Annotated in this window: 23 protein-coding genes; 20 read left to right on the plus strand and 3 right to left on the minus strand. The window is 39.5% G+C overall.

Translation table 11 applies throughout. The features are described 5' to 3' along the window. Positions 1-34 precede the first annotated feature (34 nt). From acpP to umoD, 15 genes are all read left to right on the plus strand, one after another. A complete protein-coding gene (gene acpP, locus AACV00_RS08430; protein ID WP_004247087.1) occupies positions 35-271 on the plus strand; it encodes an acyl carrier protein in 237 nt (78 codons plus the stop codon). A 74-nt stretch (positions 272-345) separates the two neighbouring features. After that, on the plus strand, positions 346-1,587 hold the full coding sequence (fabF, locus tag AACV00_RS08435; RefSeq protein WP_004247823.1) for a beta-ketoacyl-ACP synthase II: 1,242 nt from the start codon (positions 346-348) through the stop codon (positions 1,585-1,587). Positions 1,588-1,731: 144 nt separating this feature from the next. Beyond that, positions 1,732-2,559 (plus strand): aminodeoxychorismate lyase, encoded by an 828-nt coding sequence (gene pabC / locus AACV00_RS08440; protein WP_036971510.1) that lies wholly within the window; start codon positions 1,732-1,734, stop codon positions 2,557-2,559. 17 nt (positions 2,560-2,576) lie between these two features. After that, on the plus strand, positions 2,577-3,599 hold the full coding sequence (gene mltG, locus AACV00_RS08445) for an endolytic transglycosylase MltG (protein ID WP_004247090.1): 1,023 nt from the start codon (positions 2,577-2,579) through the stop codon (positions 3,597-3,599). Positions 3,600-3,601: 2 nt separating this feature from the next. Further along, a complete protein-coding gene (gene tmk, locus AACV00_RS08450; RefSeq protein ID WP_020945515.1) occupies positions 3,602-4,246 on the plus strand; it encodes a dTMP kinase in 645 nt (214 codons plus the stop codon). Beyond that, positions 4,243-5,229, plus strand: a complete 987-nt coding sequence (gene holB / locus AACV00_RS08455; RefSeq protein ID WP_004247825.1) for a DNA polymerase III subunit delta' — start codon at positions 4,243-4,245, stop codon at positions 5,227-5,229. The genes tmk and holB overlap by 4 nt, the downstream gene beginning before the upstream one ends. A gap of 67 nt (positions 5,230-5,296) precedes the next feature. Continuing rightward, on the plus strand, positions 5,297-6,082 hold the full coding sequence (locus AACV00_RS08460; RefSeq protein ID WP_161680055.1) for a metal-dependent hydrolase: 786 nt from the start codon (positions 5,297-5,299) through the stop codon (positions 6,080-6,082). Between the two features lie 64 nt (positions 6,083-6,146). Next, on the plus strand, positions 6,147-6,497 hold the full coding sequence (hinT, locus tag AACV00_RS08465) for a purine nucleoside phosphoramidase (RefSeq protein ID WP_004247827.1): 351 nt from the start codon (positions 6,147-6,149) through the stop codon (positions 6,495-6,497). Between the two features lie 41 nt (positions 6,498-6,538). Beyond that, complete coding sequence (locus AACV00_RS08470) at positions 6,539-6,940, plus strand: YcfL family protein (RefSeq protein WP_004247095.1); 402 nt, start codon at positions 6,539-6,541, stop codon at positions 6,938-6,940. A 14-nt stretch (positions 6,941-6,954) separates the two neighbouring features. Next, entirely contained in the window at positions 6,955-7,536 is a 582-nt protein-coding gene (locus AACV00_RS08475) for a penicillin-binding protein activator LpoB (RefSeq protein WP_004247096.1), read from the plus strand. Further along, positions 7,529-8,440: a phosphotransferase gene (locus tag AACV00_RS08480; RefSeq protein WP_004247829.1), complete on the plus strand. Its 912-nt coding sequence runs from the start codon at positions 7,529-7,531 to the stop codon at positions 8,438-8,440. Before AACV00_RS08475 ends, AACV00_RS08480 begins: the two co-directional genes overlap by 8 nt. Before the next feature lie 38 nt (positions 8,441-8,478). Further along, entirely contained in the window at positions 8,479-9,498 is a 1,020-nt protein-coding gene (nagZ, locus tag AACV00_RS08485) for a beta-N-acetylhexosaminidase (protein WP_161680057.1), read from the plus strand. Continuing rightward, complete coding sequence (gene ycfP / locus AACV00_RS08490) at positions 9,495-10,040, plus strand: alpha/beta hydrolase YcfP (protein ID WP_004247100.1); 546 nt, start codon at positions 9,495-9,497, stop codon at positions 10,038-10,040. Before nagZ ends, ycfP begins: the two co-directional genes overlap by 4 nt. Positions 10,041-10,434: 394 nt before the next feature. Beyond that, positions 10,435-11,742 carry an NAD(P)/FAD-dependent oxidoreductase gene (locus AACV00_RS08495; protein WP_004247101.1) on the plus strand — a complete coding sequence of 436 codons (1,308 nt, stop codon included), beginning with the start codon at positions 10,435-10,437 and terminating at the stop codon, positions 11,740-11,742. Between the two features lie 888 nt (positions 11,743-12,630). Continuing rightward, on the plus strand, positions 12,631-13,131 hold the full coding sequence (gene umoD, locus AACV00_RS08500; RefSeq protein WP_004247102.1) for a flagellar biogenesis regulator UmoD: 501 nt from the start codon (positions 12,631-12,633) through the stop codon (positions 13,129-13,131). Positions 13,132-13,219: 88 nt separating this feature from the next. On the opposite strand, the gene mfd is transcribed toward umoD, so the two are convergent. Beyond that, complete coding sequence (mfd, locus tag AACV00_RS08505) at positions 13,220-16,675, minus strand: transcription-repair coupling factor (protein ID WP_017628384.1); 3,456 nt, start codon at positions 16,673-16,675, stop codon at positions 13,220-13,222. A 194-nt stretch (positions 16,676-16,869) separates the two neighbouring features. Between mfd and lolC the strand changes: the two genes are divergently transcribed. The 5 genes from lolC to pepT all read left to right on the plus strand — a co-directional run bounded on the left by lolC (position 16,870) and on the right by pepT (position 22,260). Then, positions 16,870-18,072: a lipoprotein-releasing ABC transporter permease subunit LolC gene (lolC, locus tag AACV00_RS08510; protein WP_012367767.1), complete on the plus strand. Its 1,203-nt coding sequence runs from the start codon at positions 16,870-16,872 to the stop codon at positions 18,070-18,072. Continuing rightward, entirely contained in the window at positions 18,065-18,769 is a 705-nt protein-coding gene (lolD, locus tag AACV00_RS08515; RefSeq protein ID WP_004247832.1) for a lipoprotein-releasing ABC transporter ATP-binding protein LolD, read from the plus strand. The genes lolC and lolD overlap by 8 nt, the downstream gene beginning before the upstream one ends. Further along, positions 18,769-20,016, plus strand: coding sequence for a lipoprotein-releasing ABC transporter permease subunit LolE (lolE, locus tag AACV00_RS08520; RefSeq protein WP_004247833.1), 1,248 nt, complete (start codon positions 18,769-18,771; stop codon positions 20,014-20,016). Before lolD ends, lolE begins: the two co-directional genes overlap by 1 nt. Before the next feature lie 90 nt (positions 20,017-20,106). Next, positions 20,107-20,964 (plus strand): Sir2 family NAD+-dependent deacetylase, encoded by an 858-nt coding sequence (cobB, locus tag AACV00_RS08525; RefSeq protein ID WP_004247834.1) that lies wholly within the window; start codon positions 20,107-20,109, stop codon positions 20,962-20,964. Positions 20,965-21,015: 51 nt separating this feature from the next. Then, complete coding sequence (pepT, locus tag AACV00_RS08530) at positions 21,016-22,260, plus strand: peptidase T (RefSeq protein WP_004247111.1); 1,245 nt, start codon at positions 21,016-21,018, stop codon at positions 22,258-22,260. A gap of 581 nt (positions 22,261-22,841) precedes the next feature. Here the strand turns inward: pepT and AACV00_RS08535 are convergent. Both AACV00_RS08535 and phoQ read right to left on the minus strand, forming a co-directional pair. Then, a complete protein-coding gene (locus AACV00_RS08535) occupies positions 22,842-23,963 on the minus strand; it encodes a ribosomal protein uL16 3-hydroxylase (protein WP_004247836.1) in 1,122 nt (373 codons plus the stop codon). 194 nt (positions 23,964-24,157) lie between these two features. After that, positions 24,158-25,621 (minus strand): two-component system sensor histidine kinase PhoQ, encoded by a 1,464-nt coding sequence (phoQ, locus tag AACV00_RS08540; protein ID WP_004251833.1) that lies wholly within the window; start codon positions 25,619-25,621, stop codon positions 24,158-24,160. Position 25,622: the final 1 nt, after the last annotated feature.

Here is a 25,622-nt window from a genome sequence, read left to right on the forward strand (position 1 = left end):
CGCGCAAGCGAGTTTTGATAGGAAATTTAATAGTATGAGCACTATCGACGAACGCGTTAAGAAAATCATTGTTGAACAACTGGGTGTTAAAGAGGAAGAAGTTGTGAATTCAGCTTCATTTGTTGATGACTTAGGCGCTGATTCTCTTGACACAGTTGAGCTGGTAATGGCTCTGGAAGAAGAATTCGATATCGAAATCCCAGACGAAGAAGCAGAAAAAATTACTACAGTTCAAGCTGCTATTGATTACGTTGAAAACGCAGGTAAATAAGCTTGCTAATCTAGGCGGTCACTCGACCGCCTATATTCTTAATCCTAAACTTTTTCCCTCCTTGGAGGATAAGCGTGTCTAAGCGTCGTGTAGTTGTGACCGGACTAGGCATGTTATCTCCTGTCGGTAATAACGCAGAAGCTTCTTGGAAAGCTGTGTGTGCCGGACAGAGTGGTATCGGCCTTATCGAAGAATTTGACACCAGTCATCATGCGACTAAATTCGCAGGATTGGTAAAAGATTTCAATCATGAAGATTACAATCTTTCGCGTAAAGATGCGCGCAAGATGGATCTCTTTATTCAATATGGTATTGCAGCAGGTGTTCAAGCCATTGCGGATTCAGGTCTTGAAGTAACAGAAGCCAATGCAAGTCGTATCGGAGCTGCTATTGGTTCTGGTATTGGTGGCTTAGGCCTTATCGAGGAAAATCATTCATCATTAATCAATGGTGGCCCTCGTAAAATTAGCCCATTCTTTGTTCCTTCAACCATCATTAATATGGTTGCTGGCCATTTAAGCATTATTTATGGCTTACGTGGACCGACCATTTCTATCGCAACTGCATGTACATCAGGTGTGCATAATATCGGGCATGCCGCTCGTATTATCGCTTATGGTGATGCTGATGTGATGTTAGCGGGCGGCGCTGAAAAAGCAACAACACCATTAGGTGTTGGTGGTTTTGGTGCAGTACGTGCATTATCAACACGTAATGATGATCCTCAAGCGGCAAGTCGCCCATGGGATAAAGATCGTGATGGTTTCGTGTTAGGTGATGGTGCAGGTGTGTTAGTCCTCGAAGAGTATGAACACGCTAAAGCACGTGGCGCTAAAATTTATGCAGAAGTTGTTGGCTTTGGTATGAGTAGTGATGCTTACCATATGACCTCTCCTGCAGAAAATGGCGCGGGTGGTGCACTTGCAATGGAAAACGCATTGAAAGATGCGGGTATTACCGCTGCTGATGTCGGTTATATCAATGCGCATGGTACTTCTACTAATGCGGGTGATATTGCAGAAGCGCAAGCTGTTGAAACGGTATTTGGCAAAGGGACTGATGTATTAGTTAGCTCAACAAAATCGATGACGGGTCACTTATTAGGTGCTGCTGGGGCGATTGAGTCTATCTTTACTATTTTGTCTTTACGTGACCAAATTGTACCGCCAACAATCAATCTTGATAATCAAGATGAACATTGTCACCTTGATTTCGTACCACATAAAGCGCGTAAAGTTGAGAATATGGACTATGCTCTATGTAACTCATTTGGCTTTGGTGGTACCAACGGTTCGATTCTCTTTAAGCGTGTGTAAACCGCTTATTCGCGTATTGAATTAGTCTAAAGACCCAGACGTCATGCTGGGTCTTTTATTTTATCTATAGCTTTGTCCTTTTACATTAACTTGTTTATCATGTACAAAAAATATCAATAACATAGATTATAAATAAGGTGTTTGATGTATTGGGTAAATGGACAACAGCAACGAAGCATCAATGTGAGTGATCGAGCGGTACAATTTGGTGATGGCTGTTTTACAACACTTGCCGTTGAACAAGGTAAACCTATTCTATTATCTGCTCACCTTAAACGTTTACAACGCGGTTGTGATGCACTGTTTTTGCCCTCACCAGACTGGCAATGGTTAGCCAGCCATCTTCTACAAATAGCGTCCACAATCACTGAAAAAAGTGTTATTAAGGTGATTATTAGCCGCGGAAGCGGTGGGCGAGGCTATTCATCGAAAGGCTTTGACACACCCACAGTGATCACATCCTGCTCAACTTACCCGTTTTATTATCATAAATTACAAAAGCAAGGGGTTTCTTTAGCCATTAGCCCAGTGAGATTGGGACAAAATAGTTTATTAGCCGGTATCAAGCATCTTAATCGCTTAGAGCAAGTGCTGATTAAACACCATTTAGAAACAACCCCATTTGATGACATGTTAGTGTGTGACAATGAAGGATATTTAGTTGAAGCGAATGCCGCAAATCTTTTCTGGCGTAAAGGAAATCAATTATTTACTCCGGATATTAGCCTTTCGGGGGTGAATGGGATCATGCGCCAGCAGGTATTAGATTTTGCGCAACAATTGGACTGGGATATTCACATTGTGCGAGAAAAACCGCAAACGCTCTATCAAGCAGATGAAATTTGGTTAACCAATGCACTGATGCCCATTATTCCCGTAAAACAGATCTATTTTTCAGATGATAAGCACTATCAATATCGCGATAGAGACGCTTACCATGTTGTTTTACAACACTGTTTGTCACTGACTTAACGTTTGATGAGTTATAAATGAAGATAAAAAAATTAGTTTGGATAGCCTTTTTTGCATTATTGATTAGCGCTGGCGCAGCCACATTATATATTATGCAAAGCCTTCGTGGGTTAGAGAACAATGTTGTGGTAAAGCAAGATGAAATGCTGCTTACTGTTCCGGCAGGAACAGGGCGTATTGCGATGGAACAATTGCTTATTAAGAATAATCTTCTTAAACAAGGAGATTATTTTCAAATTTTATTAAAAGTAAAACCAGAACTCAGTCAATTTAAAGCAGGGACTTATCGTTTAACAAAAGGTATGACACTGCGGGATGTTTTGCTGTTAATAAAAAGTGGCAAAGAGGCGCAGTTTACGATTCGATTTATCGAGGGTAGCCGTTTAAGTGATTGGCAAGCTATTTTTGATAAAGCCCCTGAGTTAAAGATTGTCGCAAATGGTATGGAAAGCGATAAGTTACGCCAAGAGATAGGAATGAAGCCTGAAATTACCCATCTTGAGGGTTGGTTTGCTCCTGATACTTACCATTACACTGCAGGCACGACGGATATTGCCATTTTAAAACGTGCTTATCAGCAAATGGAAAAAACATTAGAAGAAGAGTGGCTAAAACGCGATAGTGATTTACCCTATAAATCTGCCTATGAAATGTTGATTATGGCATCGATTATTGAAAAAGAGACAGGCATTGATGCAGAAAGAACCAAAGTGGCCTCGGTGTTTGTTAATCGTTTAAAACGTAATATGCGCTTACAAACTGATCCCACTGTGATTTATGGGTTAGGTGATAAATATCGCGGTACAATTTATCGCAGTGATCTTAATGGCTATACGCCTTACAATACCTACCAAATTGATGGGCTACCGCCAACACCGATTGCTATGCCAAGTGTTGCTTCCATTAAAGCCGCAGCACATCCTGCGGATACACGTTATCTCTATTTTGTCGCAGATGGCACTGGGGGGCATAAATTTTCTACAACGTTGGCGGAGCATAATAAAGCCGTCGCACAATACCGACGCTTACAACAAAGATAATTATGAAAAACAGCAAATTTATTGTTATTGAAGGATTAGAAGGGGCTGGCAAAACCAGTGCTATTCAAACGGTTGTTGATACATTAAAACAACAAGGGATCACCGATTTGGCCTTTACGCGCGAGCCGGGGGGAACTCCGCTTGCAGAAAAATTACGGGAATTGATTAAACAAGGTATTAAAGGCGAAAAAGTTACTGATAAAGCTGAATTGCTAATGTTATATGCTGCACGTGTGCAACTGGTTGAAAATGTGATAAAACCAGCTTTAGCCCAAGGTAAGTGGGTGATAGGGGATAGACACGATCTCTCTTCACAAGCATATCAAGGTGGTGGTCGAGGAATAGACAAAGCCCTGATGAAGTCACTACGTGATACGGTATTAGCAGATTTTAAACCTGATCTTACCCTTTATCTTGATTTAGATCCGGCTGTTGGTCTAGCCAGAGCACGAGCACGAGGTGAATTGGACAGAATAGAAAAAGAGTCTATGGACTTTTTTTACCGCACTCGCGAACGTTATCAAGCATTAGCAAAAGAAGACGCCTCGATTATTACCATTGATGCATCACAAGATATTGATAAAGTACAAGCGGATATTCGCGATGTACTCAATCAGTGGCTGACTCAGGAAAATAGCGCATTATGAATTGGTATCCTTGGTTAAATCAGGCATATCGACAACTGGTAAGTATGTACCAAGAAGGGCGTGGTCATCATGCGATTTTGTTGCATGCATCTCAAGGAATGGGGGCTGATGCACTTTCTTATGGATTAAGTCGTTGGTTAATGTGTCAGAATAAGCAGGGTTCAAAAAGCTGTAATGAGTGTCATAGTTGCCGTTTGATGTTGGCAGAAACACATCCAGATTGGCATATCTTGCAAAATGAAAAGGGAAAGTCATCAATAGGGATCGAAGCGGTTAGAAAAGTCACCGAAAAGCTTGAGCACCATGCACAACAAGGTGGCTCACGAGTGGTATGGATAAAAGAGGTTGAGGCATTAACAGAAGCGGCAGCCAATGCGTTATTAAAGACCTTAGAAGAGCCACCAGTTAATTGCTATTTTTTATTGAATTGTCAACAACCTGAAATATTGCTAGCAACACTACGTAGTCGCTGTTTCTATTACCATTTAGCACCGCCTGAGATGAATTATGCGATACATTGGCTACAACAACAGCTACCTAATATGGCTTATGCCGATGGTGTCACAGCATTAAACCTATCTCAAGGTGCGCCCGTTTTAGCGTTATCATTACTAAAACAAGAATGGCAAGAAAGGGAAGCCTTCTGCCAAGCGTTATATGTTAGCTTACAACAACGAAATTTATATGGGTTGTTAGCTCAGTTCAATCAAGATAATGCTGAACGTAAGATCTATTGGTTATTATCATTACTGTTGGATGCTTTAAAACGACAAACTCATGCTGAAGTGTATTGTGTCAACCAAGATAAGCAGCCATTAATTATGGCGTTATCACAGTTGCCTTCTGCAATGTTGCTAGCGGTGAGCGAAAGCTGGAAACAGTGTCGTCATCAATTAGTTACCATTCCAGCAATCAATAAAGAGCTATTGTTGGCAGAACAGTTACTTGATTGGGAAGCCCAGCTAGTTGCTCTAGGGAAATAATTTCCCTTTCCATTTAGCAGACAAGTAAAAGAAATAATATAAAGTTATATAACGATGAGAGTACATTATGTTTTTAGTTGATTCACACTGCCATCTTGACAGCTTAGATTATGAAAAACTGCACAAAAATATTGATGATGTTGTAGAAAAAGCACAACAACGTGATGTCAAATATATGTTAGCTGTCGCAACAACATTACCCGGCTTTAAAAATATGCGCGAACTGATCGGCAAGCGTGATAATGTGGCTTTTTCTTGTGGTATTCACCCATTAAACCTTGATGAGGGACACGATGTCGCTGAGCTTGCGCGCCTTGCAGCTGAGGCCGATGTTGTTGCATTAGGCGAAACAGGTTTAGACTACTATTATCAACAAGAAAATGCGTCACTTCAGCGTGAAATTTTCCGTGAACATATTCGCATTGGGCGCCAAGTTAATAAACCTGTTATTGTACATACGCGTAGCGCTCGTGAAGATACGCTAACTATTTTAAAAGAAGAAAAGGTTCAAGACTGTGGCGGTGTATTGCACTGTTTTACGGAAGATAAAGAAACAGCAATGGCGCTACTTGATCTTGGTATGTACATCTCTTTTTCAGGCATTGTGACATTTAGAAATGCCGAGCAAATTAGAGAAGCTGCACGTATCGTACCACTTGATCGCATTCTGGTTGAAACGGACTCACCATATTTAGCGCCAGTGCCTCATCGTGGTAAAGAGAACCAACCCGCTTATGTACGTGATGTTGCTGAGTATATGGCCGTATTAAAAGGGGGGAGCATAGAAGAGCTTGCTCAGCAAACCACCCGTAATTTTGCAACACTTTTTCAAATACCAAACCTCGCAGACTAAGTTGTTCAATAGAAATATTGGCGAGTGATGGCTAGGAATTAAAATAAATAATAAGGTGATAAAAATGGCAGAAGAGACAATTTTTAGTAAAATTATTCGTGGTGAAATTCCTGCAGATATCGTTTTTCAAGATGATACTGTCACTGCATTTCGTGATATTTCACCCCAAGCGCCTACTCATATTTTAATTATCCCCAATAAACTTATTCCAACGGTAAACGATGTTACTGCACAAGATGAACAAGTTTTAGGTCATCTATTTGTTGTGGCAGCTAAAATTGCTCAGCAAGAAGGTATTGCAGAAGAGGGATATCGTTTAGTAATGAATTGTAATAAACATGGTGGGCAAGAAGTTTTCCATATTCATATGCATCTTTTAGGTGGAAAACCATTAGGGCCATTATTAAGCAAATAATCTAATGTGATAATAGATCATCATGGCAACAAGGTAGCAGCATGATAAAACAAGCTAAAAGGGTTTATTCATTACTTATAGTATTGTTGATGACAACGTTATTGGCTGGATGTTTTGCGTCTCATTCAGACAATAAACTCTATTTTAATCGTCAACAATCTATTGTGATGGAGCCGTCGGTTTTAGCTGTAGGTATTGTGGCAGGCAAACCATTATTGACGCGTTATGAACAGGGGAGTCGCGCCACGGTGACGTTATCGAATACGCGATCTTATCCTGTCTCTATTCGTTATCGTTTTTATTGGTATAACGAGCAAGGACTGGAAATTTCTCCGGCAGGCCGCGTAAATGATGTGATGATTTTGGGCGATGGTGATACTGAGATCAGTGCTGATATACCCAATAAAACAGTGAGTTATGTCAGAGTCTATCTCTTTACTTAGGATAAGGTAGTCATATGAAAAAAATGCTATTTGTGGTGGCAGCGGTATTTTTACTGGCAGGTTGTCCATCGATGTTACCACAACAACCCCCAGCACCTGTAGAGCCTGTTACTCCCACAGAGCCAACAGAGCCACCTAAACCTATCGAGCCACCCATAGAGGTTGTACCAACACCGCCAAAAATAACCAGTATTAATTGGAACGCGGCCATTCAGCCATTAATTAGAGAGATGTCTGTCACGGATGATTTAGCAACTGGCAAATTATTAGTGGTTGATAATGTAAAAAATAATTCGGGCGGAAACATCCAAGCGGTTAATGCTACTAACACAATTATCGACTCGGTAAATAGTATTAGTGCATTACAAACGGTTCCTTATGCACAAATGATGTCAGCAAGAAAAGCATTAGGACTATCCGGTGAAGATAGCTTAGGATTGCGCAGTGCGGCAATTGGTTTAGCGCGTTATTTGCAAGCAGACTATATTTTGTTTTCTACTGTCGATGGTAAGAAAGATAATCGTGTGATCAGCATGCAATTAATGTCGGTTGCGAGCGGAGAAATACTCTGGAGCGGGCGCCATAAGGTTGAGTAAGTCTTATCAACAACAGTTATTGAGCCTATTGCGGGAATGGTTTCCCGCAATACCCTTATCACAGTGGCAAATAACCGCCTTAGCGGGATTAGGGGGCGGTACTTTTCGTTTGCAAAGTAATGGGATAGATTGGGTTGCTCGTTATTATGGCACTGAAAAAACGGCACTTTTTGTCAGGGCTAAAAAAGAGTCTTCGATTTTAAAACAGCTATTAAATACTCAGCTTGCACCAAATATTATTAAACGCCATGGTGCATGGTTTTTTTTCCAGTGGCTAGAGGGTGAGCATCTTACTCATCAGCAGTTATTTGGCTCCCATATCAAATTATTAGCTCATCAAATTGCTAAGTTACATCAGCAAAAACCTTTTGGGCTTCCTCTTGATTTGTGGCATGAACTTTCAGTCTATTGGTATCATATTGACAGAAAACGATTATCACCAAAGTGGTTACGTTTACATCACGATTTTTTACGTCAACCTCGACGTACACTCATAAAATACGCGCCAGCTCACATGGATCTTCATCCTGAGAATATTCTTCTGAGCGATTCAGGTATAAAATTTATTGATTGGGAATATGCCGCTGATATTGATACGGCAGATTCATTAATGACATTTTTTGCCGCAAATCAGTTAAACAGCGCACAACAAACAGCATTTTTACATGAGTATTGTGCATATCATCACTATACTGAATTAAATAATGATCAGCAAAATAGGCAGCACCCACAACAGCAGTCGTTTTATTCGGTTAACGTATTAAAGCAGCGTATTTTATCAAGAGAACCCTTTATCTTGTATATGATGCTGATGTGGTATGAGGTTCGTTGGCAACAAACCAAAGATAACGCGTTTTTGGCTATGTCTGAACCTTTACGTCGCTATTTTAGTCTGATGAATTGAAAAGATTTTATTATTGCAATAACAAAGAGAGGAATGTTATGGGTCCTGTAATGCTTGATGTTGAAGGATATGAGCTCGATAACGAGGAGCGTGAAATTTTAAAGCATCCCCTTGTTGGTGGTTTGATCCTCTTTACCCGCAACTTCCACGACGCTGAGCAGTTAAATGAATTAGTGCGCCAAATCCGTGATGCTTCCCATGAGCGTTTAGTGATTGCCGTTGACCAAGAAGGAGGACGAGTACAGCGCTTTCGTGATGGTTTTACTCGCTTACCTGCCGCGCAATCTTATGCTGCGCTTAATGAGCGCTATCAAGCTAGTCGCTTAGCACAAGAGGCCGGTTGGTTAATGGCATCAGAAATGATCGCAATGGATATTGATATTAGCTTTGCTCCAGTCCTAGATCTTGGTCATGACTGTATTGCTATCGGTGAGCGCTCTTTCCATGAGTGTCCAGAAATTGCTATGGATATGGCGGAAAGCTTTATTAAAGGAATGCGCTCTGCAGGTATGAAATCAACAGGTAAGCATTTTCCTGGTCATGGTGCAGTCAGAGCCGATTCCCATAAAGAAACGCCACGTGATGAGCGCTCTTTAAACGATATTCGTCAACGTGATATGGCTATCTTTAAAGATTTTATCCAACGTCAATTATTAGATGCCATTATGCCAGCTCATGTTATTTATTCTCAGATTGATGAGCGTCCAGCAAGTGGCTCTCCTTATTGGTTGAAATCAATTTTACGTGAACAACTCGGTTTCCAAGGCGTTATTTTCTCTGATGATTTATCTATGGAAGGTGCCGCTATTATGGGAAGTTATGCGCAGAGAGCACAACGTTCATTAGATGCGGGTTGTGATATGCTTTTAGTATGTAATAACCGTAAAGGGGCGGTAAGTGTGTTAGATAACCTGTCCTTAGTCAAAGCAGAACGCATTTCGGCGTTGTACCATCACCGAGGTCGTTACACATTAAGTGAACTGCAAGCATCTGATCGTTGGAAAAAAGCGAATCAAATGCTGACCCAATTACAGGAGCAATGGCAGGAGCGCGCATGATTATATATTTACATGGCTTTGATTCCACCAGTCCGGGAAATCATGAGAAGGTATTACAGCTACAGTTTATTGATCCTGATGTCCGTTTTCTCAGTTACAGTACGTTGCATCCACGTCACGATATGCAACATCTACTTAAAGAGACGGATAAACTGATTAAATCGACAAAACAGCCGGTGCTGATTTGTGGTGTAGGATTAGGTGGCTACTGGGCAGAGCGTATCGGTTTTTTATCTAATATTCGCCAAGTAATGATTAACCCCAATCTTTTTCCATATGAAAATATGACTGATAAGATTGATAGACCTGAAGAGTATTTAGATATTGCCACTAAGTGTATTCAAGATTTTCGCTCTAAAAATAGAGACAATGCATTAGTGATTTTATCCCGTCATGATGAGATTTTAGATAACCAGCGTTCTGCTGATGAGTTATCACCTTATTATTCGATTATTTGGGATGAAACGCAGACACATAAGTTCAAAAGCTTGTCAGAACATCTTTTTAAAATTAAAGCATTTAATAGCAAAATCCCCGCTTAAAATTGGCTTATGTAAGATGGACAGAGTGCATTTTGTCCATCTTTTTTGATTTATATTTTTCCTTTTCTTTCTTATTTTAAGCCCCTCTCATATTCCGACTGAATTATTCACTTATATCCTCTATCTAATTGATAGTTATGGTAAAAAATAGCCATATGTCAATAAGATGTTCTATTGGCGAATGAAAAACAACCTAAATGACTCGATTCATCAAAAAACAGGTATGAAAATTCAAATTTTTTTGATATAAATCAACTTTGGTATGACCATATTGCCAATGAGCTTTGGCTATTATCAAAATCATTGACTGAAACGTTTTAACTGTCGTTATTTAAGTGGATTTAACCAAGATGACTTAAATAACAACAGTAAATATCTTTAGGAGTGACGTTATATGTCATTAACAAAAATTGTTATAGTCGGTGGTGGAGCTGGTGGATTAGAACTAGCGACTAAATTGGGTGATAAGTTAGGGCGCAAAAAAAAAGCAGAAATTACCCTTGTTGATAGAAATAATAGTCACTTATGGAAACCTCTGTTACATGAAGTTGCCACAGGCTCATTAGATGATGGTGTTGATGCATTAAGTTATCTCGCTCATGGTTATAACCATCACTTTAATTTTCAATTAGGCACTTTAACAGGGCTTGATCGCCAACATAAAAATATCACTTTGGCTGCTATTTATGATGAAAATCAAGAGCTATTAGTTCCAGAGCGTCAACTCGATTATGATATTTTAGTCATGGCCTTAGGCAGTAAATCTAATGATTTTGGCACCCCAGGGATCAAAGAGCACTGCATCTTTTTAGATAGCCCACAGCAAGCACACCGTTTTCATAATGAAATGCTCAATTTATTTTTAAAATATTCAGCAGACTCCAACGCAGAAGCTGAAAATCGTAAAGTAAATATTGCGATTGTGGGTGGTGGTGCAACTGGAGTGGAATTATCTGCCGAATTACACAATGCTGTTCGCCAACTCAATAGTTATGGTTTAAAAAAATTAGCGCCATCAGCCCTTAATATCACGCTTGTTGAGGCGGGTGAGCGAATATTACCTGCATTACCCGTGCGTATTTCAAGTGCAGCACACCAAGAGCTGACTAAGTTGGGTGTGCGCGTGATGACGAAAACCATGGTAACAAGCGCCGATGAAAAAGGGTTAAATACCAAAGATGGCGAGCATATTGATGCTGATCTGATGGTTTGGGCTGCGGGGATCAAAGCCCCAGACTTTATGAAAGATATCGCTGGATTAGAAACCAATCGTATTAACCAATTAGTCGTTAAGCCGACACTACAAACAACATTAGATGATGCGATTTTTGCGATTGGTGATTGTGCATCCTGTCCGCGAAAAGAGGGAGGGTTTGTTCCGCCAAGGGCACAATCCGCTCATCAAATGGCAAGCCGTTGTTATAGCAATATTTTAGCCATGTTAAAGGGTAAAACGTTAAAAGAATATGTGTTTAAAGATCATGGCTCGTTAGTTTCGCTCTCTAAATTTAGTACGGTAGGGAGTTTGATGGGCAACTTAATGAAAGGCGATATGATGATAGAAGGGCGTATTGCACGTATCGTTTATATTTCTTTATACCGTATGCATCAAATTGCGTTACATGGTTATCTTAAAACAGGTTTGATGATGTTAGTTGGATCAATCAATCGTGTGATTAGACCAAAACTAAAACTTCATTAGTGAATAATGGTTTATTTTTCTAACTTTTGTTTCTTTTAGCAAACAAAAGTTTATTTTAACCCCCCGCAGTATTTATATTGTCGGGGGTTTTATCTATCTAAAGAGTAGTAATAATTGTGAACAGTCAAAATAAGAATCTCTGAATTAGATGATTAATTCAGTAGAAAATATTTATGTGGATATCGAATTAATTTTTTAATAATATTAAGCTTCAATTTCAAATAACTTTATGAAAAATATAGTGTTATTTCTATAAATTTAATTATTTATATATAAAAATAATCTTCAATAGAATAGGGGTTTTTCATAAATTAAGATTTTTCTTAAATAGAAATAGGCGCTTTTAAGAATTTATTTAGGTCATAAAATGTTATGGTATTTAAAGATACATATTAAAACTTATAAATAATATATGTGAATAAAAAACATGTATTTAATCTATTATTTTTATTATCTTTATGTACAAACCAGTCTGTTACGCATAGTGAAAAGCAAATCGACTATGTAAAGGTTAATGAAGAAGTTTCTTAAAAGAGATTACATTTGTTAACTTGATGTTATCATTACGCTATATTTATAAATATGTAAATGAAATCAGCTTTCATTGATGAGATAAGAAATATTTAAGTTCATTCTTAATATTTTTGAAAATAATTAGAAAATAGCGCGTATTTAATTAACTGATTAAAACAATAATTAGTGGTGTATTTACCATGTTATAAGTACATAGTTTACTTATGATGTTAATCAGCAAGGACGTAATAATATATTTTTTCATATAAGCTTATTCATTCAACATATTGAATTACAACATGGTGATAAAAGAGTGAAATCCGCTTATAACAAAAAAATAGTAAAATAGGGATAAACGCATAAAAAGGGGAAAAAGTGAGTGTTGATAGCAAAAAGTTCACACTAATAGGACTAATCCTTGTATTAGCTATTCTTTTATTTGTCGCTTGGAAGTGGATATTTCCACGGCCACAATTTGCCCATGTGGTTTCAGCAACACCGATTAAATCAACCGTTTTTGTGACAGAAGAGTATTGCCATCGTATTGGACTGCCTACACAATTTACACCAGAAAAATTATCGCGTTTTCATCCCGCAGAGCAAGAGTGTCGTGTTTTCTATATGATAGAAGCGCTAAACAATAAAAGTATTGCTCACTTCCCTTATGCTCAATTTAGAGAATGTATTCCCATTTACCGCCAAGAAAGGCGAGTTATCGGTTATGATGTGCTTTACACAATTGATGGTACACCGGGTAAAGTGAGAACGACATTTAAACCGGGCGATATCATCGCGCTAGATAGCGATGGCCGACTTGTTTTGGAGCAAGAGCCATATTGTTCTATGAATGAAAATATTCCTTGCCGTAAAGAGTAACGGTTTTCTTTTTAGCATTAACGCTGATAACTGATAAGATAAAAAAGGCCTAATATTTATTATGTTAGGCCTTTTTGCATTTTATTATCTAAACAGATAATGCGTTTATTTTGTGTTCACTAAAAGCGGTGAGCATATCGTCGATAAAAGTGAGTCGTTTTTCTCGATCGGTTAGGCTTATCATAAATTTCAATTTGGTAGGGCCATCTAAACGGAAGACGCTCGGTTGCTCTTGCAATAAACCGATTAAATAAGTCGGGTCGACATTATTTTTTTCACCAAACTCAATAAAGCCACCTTTGTCATGGGCTTCAATGCGAGATATACCTAAACTCATGGCGCTTAATCGAATAGCCGCATTACGTAATAAGTTGCGTCCTGCATCAGGTAAGGTGCCGAATCTATCAATAAGCTCTGCCCTTAGATCATTAAGTTCATTTAAGTCTTTGGCACTGGCAATACGTTTATAGAAAGAGAGTCTTACATTGACATCAGGAATATAGTCATCGGGCAATAGCACCGGCATTCTTAATTCAATTTCGGTTTGCTGATTGGTCAGATCTTCTAATGATGGCTCTCGACCCTCTTTTAATGCTTCAACTGCACTTTCTAGTAACTCCATATATAAAGAGAAGCCAACGGTATTCATTTGACCACTTTGCTCTTCACCTAATAACTCTCCCGCACCACGAATTTCTAGATCATGTGTGGCTAAAGCAAAACCTGCGCCGAGATCTTCTAGGGAGGCAATCGCTTCTAAGCGTTTATGGGCATCTTTAGTCATTGCTTTGGGATGAGGGGTTAATAGATAAGCATAGGCTTGATGGTGAGAGCGGCCAACGCGTCCACGTAATTGGTGTAGCTGCGCTAAACCAAAGTGATCAGCACGTTCAATAATAATGGTATTGGCACTCGGAATATCAATACCCGTTTCTATAATGGTGGTGCAGAGCAATACATTAAATCGTTGATGGTGAAAATCGTTCATCACACGTTCAAGCTCACGTTCACGCATTTGCCCATGGCCAATACCAATACGAGCTTCAGGTACTAACTGTGCTAGCCTATCACGCGCTTTCTCTATATTTTCAACATCGTTATATAAATAGTACACTTGCCCGCCACGTAATGTTTCACGCAAGATAGCCTCTCTAACAACCAGATCATCATATTCGCGGACAAATGTTTTAACGGATAAACGGCGAGCGGGTGGGGTGGCAATAATTGACAGATCACGCATACCACTCATCGCCATATTTAGCGTACGAGGAATAGGGGTGGCGGTTAAGGTTAATATATCGACATTGGCACGCATTGCTTTAATACGCTCTTTATGACGTACACCGAAGCGATGCTCCTCATCAACAATTAATAACCCTAAGTCTTTCCATTGAATGCCCGGTTGTAATAATTTATGTGTACCAATAACGATATCAATGGTGCCTTCTGCTAATTTTTCGGTGATCTGCTGTTGCTCTTTGGCACTACGAAAACGTGAGATCATCTCAATATTGACCGGCCAATTAGCAAAGCGATCACGAAAGTTTTCAAAGTGTTGTTGAGCCAGTAGGGTAGTAGGCACCAAAATAGCCACTTGCTTATTGTTGCTTATTGCAAGAAATGCCGCACGCATAGCAACTTCTGTCTTACCAAAACCAACATCACCACATACTAACCTATCCATTGCAATGGCTTGGCACATATCACTTAATACGGCATTAATTGCCATCTCTTGATCGGGTGTGGTTTCAAAAGGGAAGCTTTGGCGGAAAGTGTGATATTGTTCTTTATCTAATTTAAACGCAAAACCAGATTTTACGGCTCGTTGAGCGTAGACATCTAATAATTCCGCCGCCACATCCCGCACTTTTTCGGCTGCTTTTTGGCGCGCACGAGTCCAAGCATCACCCCCTAATTTATGAAGAGGCGCATTTTCATCCGCCCCACCAGAGTAGCGACTGATCAAATGCAGTGACGAAACAGGAACATAGAGTTTGTCATCTCCCGCATACGAGAGGATCAAGTACTCTGCTTTTACGCCACCCGCTTCTAAGGTGGTCATACCTTGATAACGCCCCACCCCATGCTGAAGATGGACAACAGGTTGTCCGGGACTTAATTCTGCCAGATTGCGGATCAGTGTATCGGTATTGATGGTGCGACGATTATCTTGACGGCGACGGTGGACTCGCTCACCTAACATATCACTTTCGCAGATCAGCGCTAACTGACGATAATTGTCAATAAAGCCATGCTCTGCAGAGCCAATAATAAAATAACACCCTTTCTCTTTAGCATCCGCTAATTCAATAATTTGTTTGGGGGCAATTTTAATTCTAGATAAGAGCTCTTGAACGGTTTCCCGCCGACCTTCACTTTCAACCGAAAAAACAATACTGCCAGAAAATTGCTCTTGGAAACGGCGTAGATTATCAAGCGGTGATTTACTTTGCGCATTGACTGATAAATCAGGCAGTGGTTGATAACCTAAATTGGTATAACCCGCTTTTTCCGGCAGTGCTTGCGTTTTAAGTTGAATACGTGGCCACTGTTTTAACTGTTGATTGAGCGTTTCGACATTAAGCCAAATATCATCTGGTGGCAGTAATGGCCGCATGGGATCAACACGACGGCTTTCATAACGTTGGTTGATATCTTGCCAAAATTTATCAGCGCAATCTTGCAGATCTTGCGTCACAATTAAGGTGTTTTGTGGGAAATAAGCAAATAAATTGGATAATGGCTGACTAAAAAAGAGCGGTTGCCAGTATTCAATTCCTGCGGGTAATACTTGCTTACTTACTTGTTGATAGATATGTTCAGGATCACGTCTTACTTCAAAACGTTCACGCCATTGGCTACGAAAGAGTTCAATCGCATTAGGATCAGTTGGAAACTCATGAGCCGGTAATAGTTTGATCTGCTCGACTTCTGTTAAGGTGCGTTGCGTATCAACATCAAAAGTTCTTAGGCTATCTATCTCATCATCAAAAAAGTCAATTCGATAAGGAAATTCACTGCCCATCGGGAATAGGTCAAGTAATGCGCCGCGTGTTGCATACTCGCCATGCTCTAACACTTGTTCTACATGACGATAACCCGCCTCATCAAATGTTTTGCGTAAATTGTCGCGAGAAAGTTGCTCTCCTTTACTCATTATTAATGCATGACTTGCGAGATAATCTGTTGGGCAGACTTTTTGCATTAACGTATTGACGGGTAAGATTAAAATTCCCTTGAGAAGTGATGGAATACGGTATAGCGTAGAAAGGCGGTTAGAGATTATTTCTTGATGGGGAGAAAAACTGTCGTAAGGCAATGTTTCCCAATCAGATAATGTCTCTACAGGATAATCACAAAACTGACGGATTTCATCTTGTAAACGCAGTGCATTTTGCATATCACGAGTGACAAGAACGACTAATCCAGCATGACGTTTGATGATTTCTGCACATTCTAGGGCGCAAGCGGCACCTGTCAGCTGACCCAGCTGGCGAGTATCCCCTTGTTTTACAGGAAGTTGATAACGATATTCTGAGGACATAAGCGTGTAATGTGAACTCTTGGTTGTAGTTAACTCCCAACACATCTTTAGCGACATCGCCAAAGCTTAAACTGGCGGGCAGGTTAAGATAAAAGAAAAAACCACAGTTTGGGAATAGAGTGGTTCCATTCAGTAAGACTACCCTTTATTATCCCTGAACACTTAGCATTAGCAACAGGAACAGCACAGTTTTCATGTACAATTCTGTCTCATTTTTTATAGGGCTCCGTTATATGCGGGGTCGCGCAGTCGACAAATTTGGTCGATTCGTCTCATGGCTATCCGCTTTAGGGATTATGCTGGGTGTTGCGGCATTGATCACAGTGACTTCTGTGATGAATGGCTTTGAACGCTCATTACAAAACAGCATTTTGGCCTATATTCCACAAGCTGTTATCACAACACCCAATGGGCAGCTACCCAAACAAGATAGTACTGCACAAATGTTATTAAAACGAGAAGATGTTATCAATGTCGTTCCTTTAGTTGAAGGGGATGTGGTATTACAAAGTAAAGATAATATCGGTGTTGGCGTGATGTTAGGGATTGATAAAGCACAAGATGAACCCCTAACACAGTTTATTCGCTATGGCGATTTCTCGTTATTAAAACCGGGAGAATATGGTGTGATCCTCGGTAGTGGTTTAGCTAAACAGCTAAAAACCAAAGAAGGGGATAGCATTCGCCTTATTGTTCCCGGCGTAAGCCAACTCACCCCAATGGGCCGAGTGCCTAGCCAACGACTGTTTACAGTCAAAGGTATTTTCCAAAGTGGCGGTGATGCTGATGCTTCTCAACTTCTAGTCAATCAACAAGATGCGGCGCGTTTGATGCGCTATCAACCCGGCAATATTACCGGATGGCGTCTATTCTTCTCAACCCCCCTTAATATTGAAAAATACAGTGCTGAACCTTTGCCAGCAGGTTTAAGTTGGAAAGATTGGCGTGAACGAAAGGGCGAGTTTTTCCAAGCAGTGAAAATGGAAAAAAATATGATGGGCTTATTATTAAGCCTAATTATTGCGGTCGCCGCGTTTAATATTATTACTTCGCTTTCATTACTGGTGATGGAAAAACAAGGTGAAGTGGCAATATTACAAACCATGGGGTTAAAGCGTTCACAGATAATGTCTATCTTTATGCTACAAGGGGCAGGTGCCGGTATTTTAGGTGCTATTGCGGGAGGTTTGTTAGGGGCGTTACTATCAAGCCAACTAAATGTGATTATGCCTGCGGTAGGGCTTATTCCTCATGGGGTAGAATTACCCGCGACTTTAGAGTGGAGCCGAGTCTTTATGATTGGTTTTGCCGCTATTGTGATTTCACTATTATCGACTTTATACCCGTCTTGGCGGGCCGCAACTATTCAGCCAGCAGAGGCGCTACGTTATGAGTAATACCCCTTTATTACAATGTCATGCACTTTGTAAGCAGTATCAAGATGGTGCTATTTCAACACAAGTCTTAAAATCCGTCTCTTTCGCGATCAATCAAGGTGATTTTATGGCGATTGTCGGCAGCTCAGGTTCAGGTAAAAGTACCCTATTACATTTATTGGGTGGTTTAGACTCTCCAACCTCAGGTGAAGTGATATTTAAAGGGCAATCGCTCAATAAATTAACTTCAACGGCAAAAGCGGATTTACGTAATACTCAATTGGGTTTTATCTACCAATTCCACCATTTGTTACCTGATTTTACTGCATTAGAAAATGTTGCAATGCCTTTAATGATTGGTGGAATGAGTGCAGTAAAGGCTAAACAGAAAGCGATGTCTTTACTTGATGCCGTAGGATTAACTGCTCGTGCACATCATCGTCCTTCTGAGTTATCTGGGGGAGAAAGACAACGTGTTGCTATTGCTAGAGCCTTAGTAAACGATCCGGCGTTAGTTTTAGCCGATGAGCCGACAGGTAATCTTGACCAAAAAAATGCGGAAGGTATTTTCGAATTACTCATGAAATTAAATAAAGAAAAGAAAACTGCCTTTTTGGTTGTTACTCATGATTTATCTCTCGCGGCACGCTTTCAACGTCAACTTGAAATGAAAGATGGTCAATTAGAGTCTCAAGAAGCGATTTCAGGAGTGGAATAATGGCGCAGTTGCCACTTGCTTTAGTTACCGCATTACGTTTTTCAAAAGGACGAAAACGTGCTGGTATGGTGTCATTAATTTCGATTATCTCAACGCTGGGCATTATGTTGGGTGTAGCGGTATTGATTATCGGATTAAGTGCCATGAACGGTTTTGAACGTGAATTAAAAAACCGCATTCTTTCTGTGGTTCCCCATGGACAAATTTATTCGGTAGAACAACCCTTTATATCTTGGCAACCGGCACTATCTCGGATTGAAAATACTGAGGGTGTTGTTGCTGCTGCCCCCTATATTTTATTAACCGGATTACTTGAAAAAGGAACCGAATTAAAAGCGGTACAAGTGATGGGGGTTGAACCGAATAAACAAAGTGATATCAGTTTATTACCGAGCTATGTGCAAAATAATGCATGGCAACATTTTCAAGCGGGTCAACAACAAATCATTATTGGCCAAGGTGTTGCCGATGCCTTAAAAATCAAACAAGGTGATTGGTTAACTATTCTGATCCCTAACAATGATGATCCGAAAAAGCTATTACAACCTAAACGCATTCGTTTACAAGTCAGTGGCATATTTAAACTCAGTGGTATGCTCGATCACCAATTAGCGTTAATTCCATTGGCAGATGCGCAACAGTATCTTGATTACGGCAAAGGAATTACGGGTATTGAAGTGAAAACAAGCGATCCATTTCTAGCTAATGAAATTATTCATAATGCAGGCTTAAATAGCCAAGCCTATGTTTATGCTAAAAGCTGGATCAGCGATTATGGTTATATGTATAGCGATATTCAGATGATCCGCAGCATTATGTATCTCTCAATGATTTTAGTGATTGGGGTTGCTTGTTTTAATATTGTCTCGACGCTGATTATGGCGGTAAGAGATAAGAGCGGAGATATTGCTATTTTACGAACGTTAGGTGCAAGAGATAGCCATATTCGCAATATTTTCTTATGGTACGGACTGTTGTCAGGCATGATCGGATGCGTGGCCGGTGTTATTATGGGGGTAGTTGTCTCACTAAATTTAACCCCTATTGTCTCGGTAATTGAATCCATGACAGGGCATAGTGTGCTATCAGGAGATGTCTATTTTGTCGATTTCTTACCTTCAGAAATACATGCAATTGATGTTTTCTCCGTATTTTTGACGACGGTTATTTTGAGTTTGATTGCTAGTTGGTATCCTGCTCGTCGAGCAACTAAACTCGATCCTGCTAGAATTTTAAGTGGACAGTAAGTTTATTGACATAAAATGGATATAAACGGAAATAAGACAGTAAAGTTATCAATTTTTATTGATTGTTAAATATAAAAACCAAGGATTGCCATGATGAAACTTAAACTTCGTCATCGTCGGCTTAGGAAGTTTCGTAAGATAAAAAGTTTACGTAGACAACACTCACGTTGTCGTTATTTTCATTTAACCCATAAAACGGAACATGAAATGAATTTACCCAAAGTAGTGGTGCTAACCGGGGCGGGCATTTCGGCTGAATCAGGTATAAAAACCTTTCGATCAGAAGATGGATTGTGGGAAGAGCATCGCGTTGAAGATGTGGCAACGCCAGAGGGATATCACCGCAACCCTAAACTGGTTCAGCAGTTTTACAATGAGCGCCGTCGTCAATTACAACAACCTTCAATTCAACCTAATGAAGCACATTATGCATTAGCAAAACTTGAGCAATATCTAGGAAAGGACAATTTCCTGCTGGTCACGCAGAATATTGATAACTTACATGAAAAAGCAGGGAGTAAACATATTCTCCATATGCATGGTGAGTTATTGAAAGTCCGCTGTCCGCAATCAGGTCAAGTTTTTGAATGGAAAGGGGATTTATCAACGACAGATTATTGCCATTGCTGCCAATTTCCCTCTCCTCTACGTCCGCATATTGTTTGGTTTGGTGAAATGCCAATCGGCATGGATGAAATTTATCACGCTTTAGCACAGGCAGATCTCTTTATCGCTATTGGCACTTCGGGGAATGTCTATCCTGCGGCTGGGTTTGTCCATGAAGCACGGTTGACAGGGGCTCACACGGTTGAGCTTAACCTTGAACCTAGCTTAGTGGAGAGTGAGTTTGAAGAAAAACATTATGGCCCCGCGAGCCAAGTGGTTGATGCATATGTCCATAAATTGTTTGATTTAATTAATGATCCTAAAGCTGATTTGACGCAATAATTATTTTATAGAGTTCCCTATTATTGTTATTAGAGAGATTTAGGGGGCAAAATGGATAAATTATTAGAACGGTTTTTTGAATACATTAGTTTTGATACACAATCGAAACCATCATCGAAAATGTCACCAAGTAGCGATGGTCAGCTAAAATTAGCGAAGGCACTGGTACAAGAATTAAAAAAACTGGGTTTTTCTGATGTGACACTCAGTGATAAAGGATGCGTTATGGCGAGTTTGCCCTCTAACGTATCTTGGCCTGTACCTGTTATTGGCTTTATTTCCCATCTTGATACTTCACCTGATTTTTCAGGTAAACATGTAAAACCTCAAGTGCTTGAAGATTACCGTGGTGGTGATATCGCGCTAGGTATTGGTGATGAAGTATTATCACCGGTTATGTTTCCAATTTTACACTCAATGATTGGTAAAACATTAATTACAACGGATGGTAAAACTCTATTAGGTGCTGATGATAAAGCCGGTATCGCAGAGATAGTCACTGCGATGGTACGTTTAAAAGCACAAAATCGACCTCATGGTGATATCCGTATTGCATTTACGCCGGATGAAGAGATAGGGCGTGGTGCACATTATGTCGACCTAAAAGCATTTGGTGCTAACTGGGCATATACCGTTGATGGTGGTGGTGTGGGCGAATTGGAATATGAAAATTTCAATGCCGCTTCTGTGAGTATTAAAATCGTTGGTAATAATGTTCATCCCGGTAGTGCCAAAGGCGTGATGGTAAATGCGTTAGGACTCGCTTCGCGTATTCACCAAGAATTACCTGTTGAAGAGACCCCTGAAAACACAGAAGGCTATGAAGGTTTTTATCACCTACAAAGTATTAAAGGTACGGTGGAAAGAGCCGAAATGCACTATATTATTCGTGATTTTGATCGCAATCAGTTTGAAAAGCGTAAACAAAACATGATCACGATTGCTGAAAAAGTAGGTAAAGGTCTACATCCTGATTGCTATATTGAACTAACTATTGATGATAGCTACTACAATATGCATGATAAAGTGGTTCAGTATCCACATGTTATTGATATTGCAAAACAAGCAATGATTGATTGTGATATTGAACCTGATATTAAGCCTATTCGTGGTGGTACAGACGGTGCTCAGCTTTCTTACCGTGGATTACCTTGCCCAAATATCTTCACGGGTGGTTATAATTTTCATGGCAAACATGAATTTATCTCTTTAGAAGGTATGGAGGCCGCAGTAAGTGTTATTATGCGAATTGCTGAAATTACTGCCGAAAGAGAAAAAGCAAAAGTTATTTGTTAATAGAGCAGTTATGTAAAATAATTGCCCCATAATAGCCGACAATCTCGGCTATTATTTTATCTTTATATTTTAAATATAGGGTTTGTTTTCATATTATTTAAAATTAAACTTTAAAAATAAGTTTGTTTTTTATAAGTTATTGGCCGATTATTTCAAATAATATTCTTTATAATCTAAATAAAATGATATAAGGATATTTGCGTAATGGCTGTACTCTCCAAAATAATAATAAAACAAACAAGATCAGAATGTCTGTGTAAAAAAATACCGATAACCAGTGATAATACTTTTAGTAAACAAGAGTATAAAGCATCGTTTATTATCGTTTTCAGCTATTTTTTAATTACCCATCTTATTATATTTTCTTTATATTTATCAAATGATAAGCATACCTGGTTACTTTTAGGGCTACAGAGTGCGTTCTTTATCATTTTGCCATGGTTATTTTATGGCACAAGAACGTTACTAAAAGAGGCAATATATTATTTAATAAGATAACAGTTACTGTTTATTAACATAGTTAAAATAACACCCAGCTATAATTAGCTGGGTGTGTTTGTATAAAAATAGTTTATTTATACTTAATCTTCAAAATACCAATAGCCTTGGTTAACAAGATGCGTCAATAAGCGTATAAATTTTGGATCTGCTAAAGCATCACCTAAATGTTGTTTATCAATACAATCATATTGGCAAAGGGCATCTGCAGCTTCAATATGATGAGTATCCATTAATTCACCATTAACAAAGCAACTATCACCAACACGCAGTGCGCGAATACCGTTTAAACGATGAAGTTGTTCACCTTGTTGCAGTAAATCGTGGATCTCAGCATTTTCATATAAAGGTTCAGGAATGGCCAAGTCAAGTTCATGGCGAGATTGAGAAATAAACTCCCCAAACCAATGACGGAAGACTTCGGGTTGGGCAAGTAAGTCTTCCATCATATCATGCAACTTATTTAATTCTTGATGCTGGACTAATGCCGGATTATCTCGAGGAGTAAGATCAGGATCACTGTAACGGTAGCTTCCTAAGTCATTTGCTAAAACATAGTCAGCAAAACCGCTAAATAGCTCTCGTGCATTAGGTGCTCTAAAGCCAACAGAATAGTTTAGTGATTCTTCAATGGCGTAGCCTTCATGAGGAAATCCAGGTGGAATATACAGAATATCACCCGGCTCTAATTCTTCATCGATAATGGCGTCAAAAGGATCAACTTGAAGTAAATCCGGGTGAGGACAGTGCTGTTTCATTGGGATTTTCTCACCCACACGCCAACGACGACGACCTTGCCCTTGAATAATAAATACGTCATATTGATCAAGATGAGGACCCACACCGCCTCCGGGAACAGAGTAAGAGATCATCAAATCATCAATACGCCAATCGGGCAACACACGAAAAGGTTTCATCAATGCCGCACTTGGAAAATGCCAGTGATCGACCGCTTGAACTAATAACGACCAATCTTTATCACCCAAACCTTCAAAGTGCTCAAAAGGCCCATGTTTAACTCCCCACTGCCCATCTTGACAACTCACAAGACGGCTATCCACTTCATCTTCCATTGCAAGACCTGCAAGTTCATCAGGAGATAAAGGATCAACAAAACCAGAGAAGCCGTTTTTGATTAATAAAGGACGTTTTTGCCAATGGCTTTCTAAAAATGATTGCCAATCTAAATTAAGTTTATAGTCCATTGTGTATTTCCTGAATTTGGGAAGCCTAAAAATATCATATAATGAATTACAACTTCCTGCTAAACATTCCTTGGTGCAATGTGAGTAATAACGAGTAATATACTGACAACTGCGTAGTTATCATACATCTCGCAATCTTATTGTGATAAGACCTAAATTAAATCAGCAATAATATAAGTTGATAGAGAAGAGCGTTACTCTATTTCAGTAGTGAGTTGTTGCTCAGCAAAGGTGACGATGAGTCTTGCCCCCCCTAATGGACTATCGGTAATGGTGATATCACCGTTATATTGCTCAATAATATCAACAGCAATTGATAATCCTAAGCCTTGTCCTGGGCGCAATGTATCTGCACGTGTACCACGCTGAAAAATGAGCTCCCTTTTTTCTGGGCTGACTCCTGGGCCATCATCATCTACGGTGATAATCACACAATTGTCATCATGACTTACATTGATCTCGACAAACTCTAAACAGTACTTACAAGCATTATCAAGTACATTTCCCATGACTTCCATAAAATCATTCTTTTCACCTAACCACATCATTTCAGGGGAAACATTTAACGTTATATCAACGCCTTTGGATTGATAGACCTTATTAAGTGCACTACAAAGATTGTCAAGTAAGCCTGATAAAGAGTGGAGCTTGCGTGTTGTTATATCGTGATCGCCGTGAAGAGAAGCTCGATGTAAATAATAACCAACTTGCTGTGAAATTCGTTCAATTTGACTTTGCATAATTGGCTCAGCTTGTTCTATAGACATTTGTTTGCCAGCACGTAGAGCACGTAATGTTGATTGTAAAACAGCAAGGGGGGTTTTTAAGCTATGGGTCAGATCAGATAAACTGGTACGGTATTTACTATAACGATTGCGTTCATTACGCAATAAAATGTTGAGATTATAAACTAATCCTTTGAGCTCTTTAGGAGGATTTTCATCTAAATTATCGCGAGTGCCTTTTTCCAACGCACTAATCTGCTCAATAATGGATTTAATCGGTCTTAAACTCCAATGGGCTGCTAACCAAATTAATGGGATCACCAAAAGAAAATTAGCCAGTAATATATAGAGAAACCAATCCCAGACTCTACTTACATTTTGCAGACTTTGAGGAATAGGATCGATAACCGCAATGGATAGATAAGGCATATTATCCGCCGCAGGATAGTGATTAATAACCACGGAATGCGTTAAGGTATCATTACTTGAATATTCGTTGAGTTTTTTTAGATAGGCTCGATATTGAGGCAGTTGCTGTAACATAAAACGTGTCGTTTTAACATTCACACTAATTTCAAATAAGCCTTCTTTATTGCGCCATTTTGGCGCGATACTGTTTGGGATCACCTGAGGTAAATCCGTTGGCGTCCATAGCACATTGCCTTTCTCGTCGAAAATAACCACCAGCGATGTGTTGTTGTTATTGAGGTTAGTCGGAAATTCAATCTGCAATTGCCCATCTTTCCATTGCGCTAAGCTATAGTAGAGATTACTTTGGCTACGCATTAGCATAAAAGTCGTTTTATCAAAACTGACAATAGAACCGACTATGGCAACCAAACCATAAGAGAGTGTCAGTGCTAAAATAATGGCGCTGGTGGCAAGTAAAAATCTTGTTCGTAAAGAGAAGGGCGAACGTTGTTTTTTATGCATA

Source organism: Proteus sp. G3927, from assembly GCF_963894685.1.
GTDB classification, from domain to species: Bacteria; Pseudomonadota; Gammaproteobacteria; order Enterobacterales; family Enterobacteriaceae; genus Proteus; species Proteus mirabilis.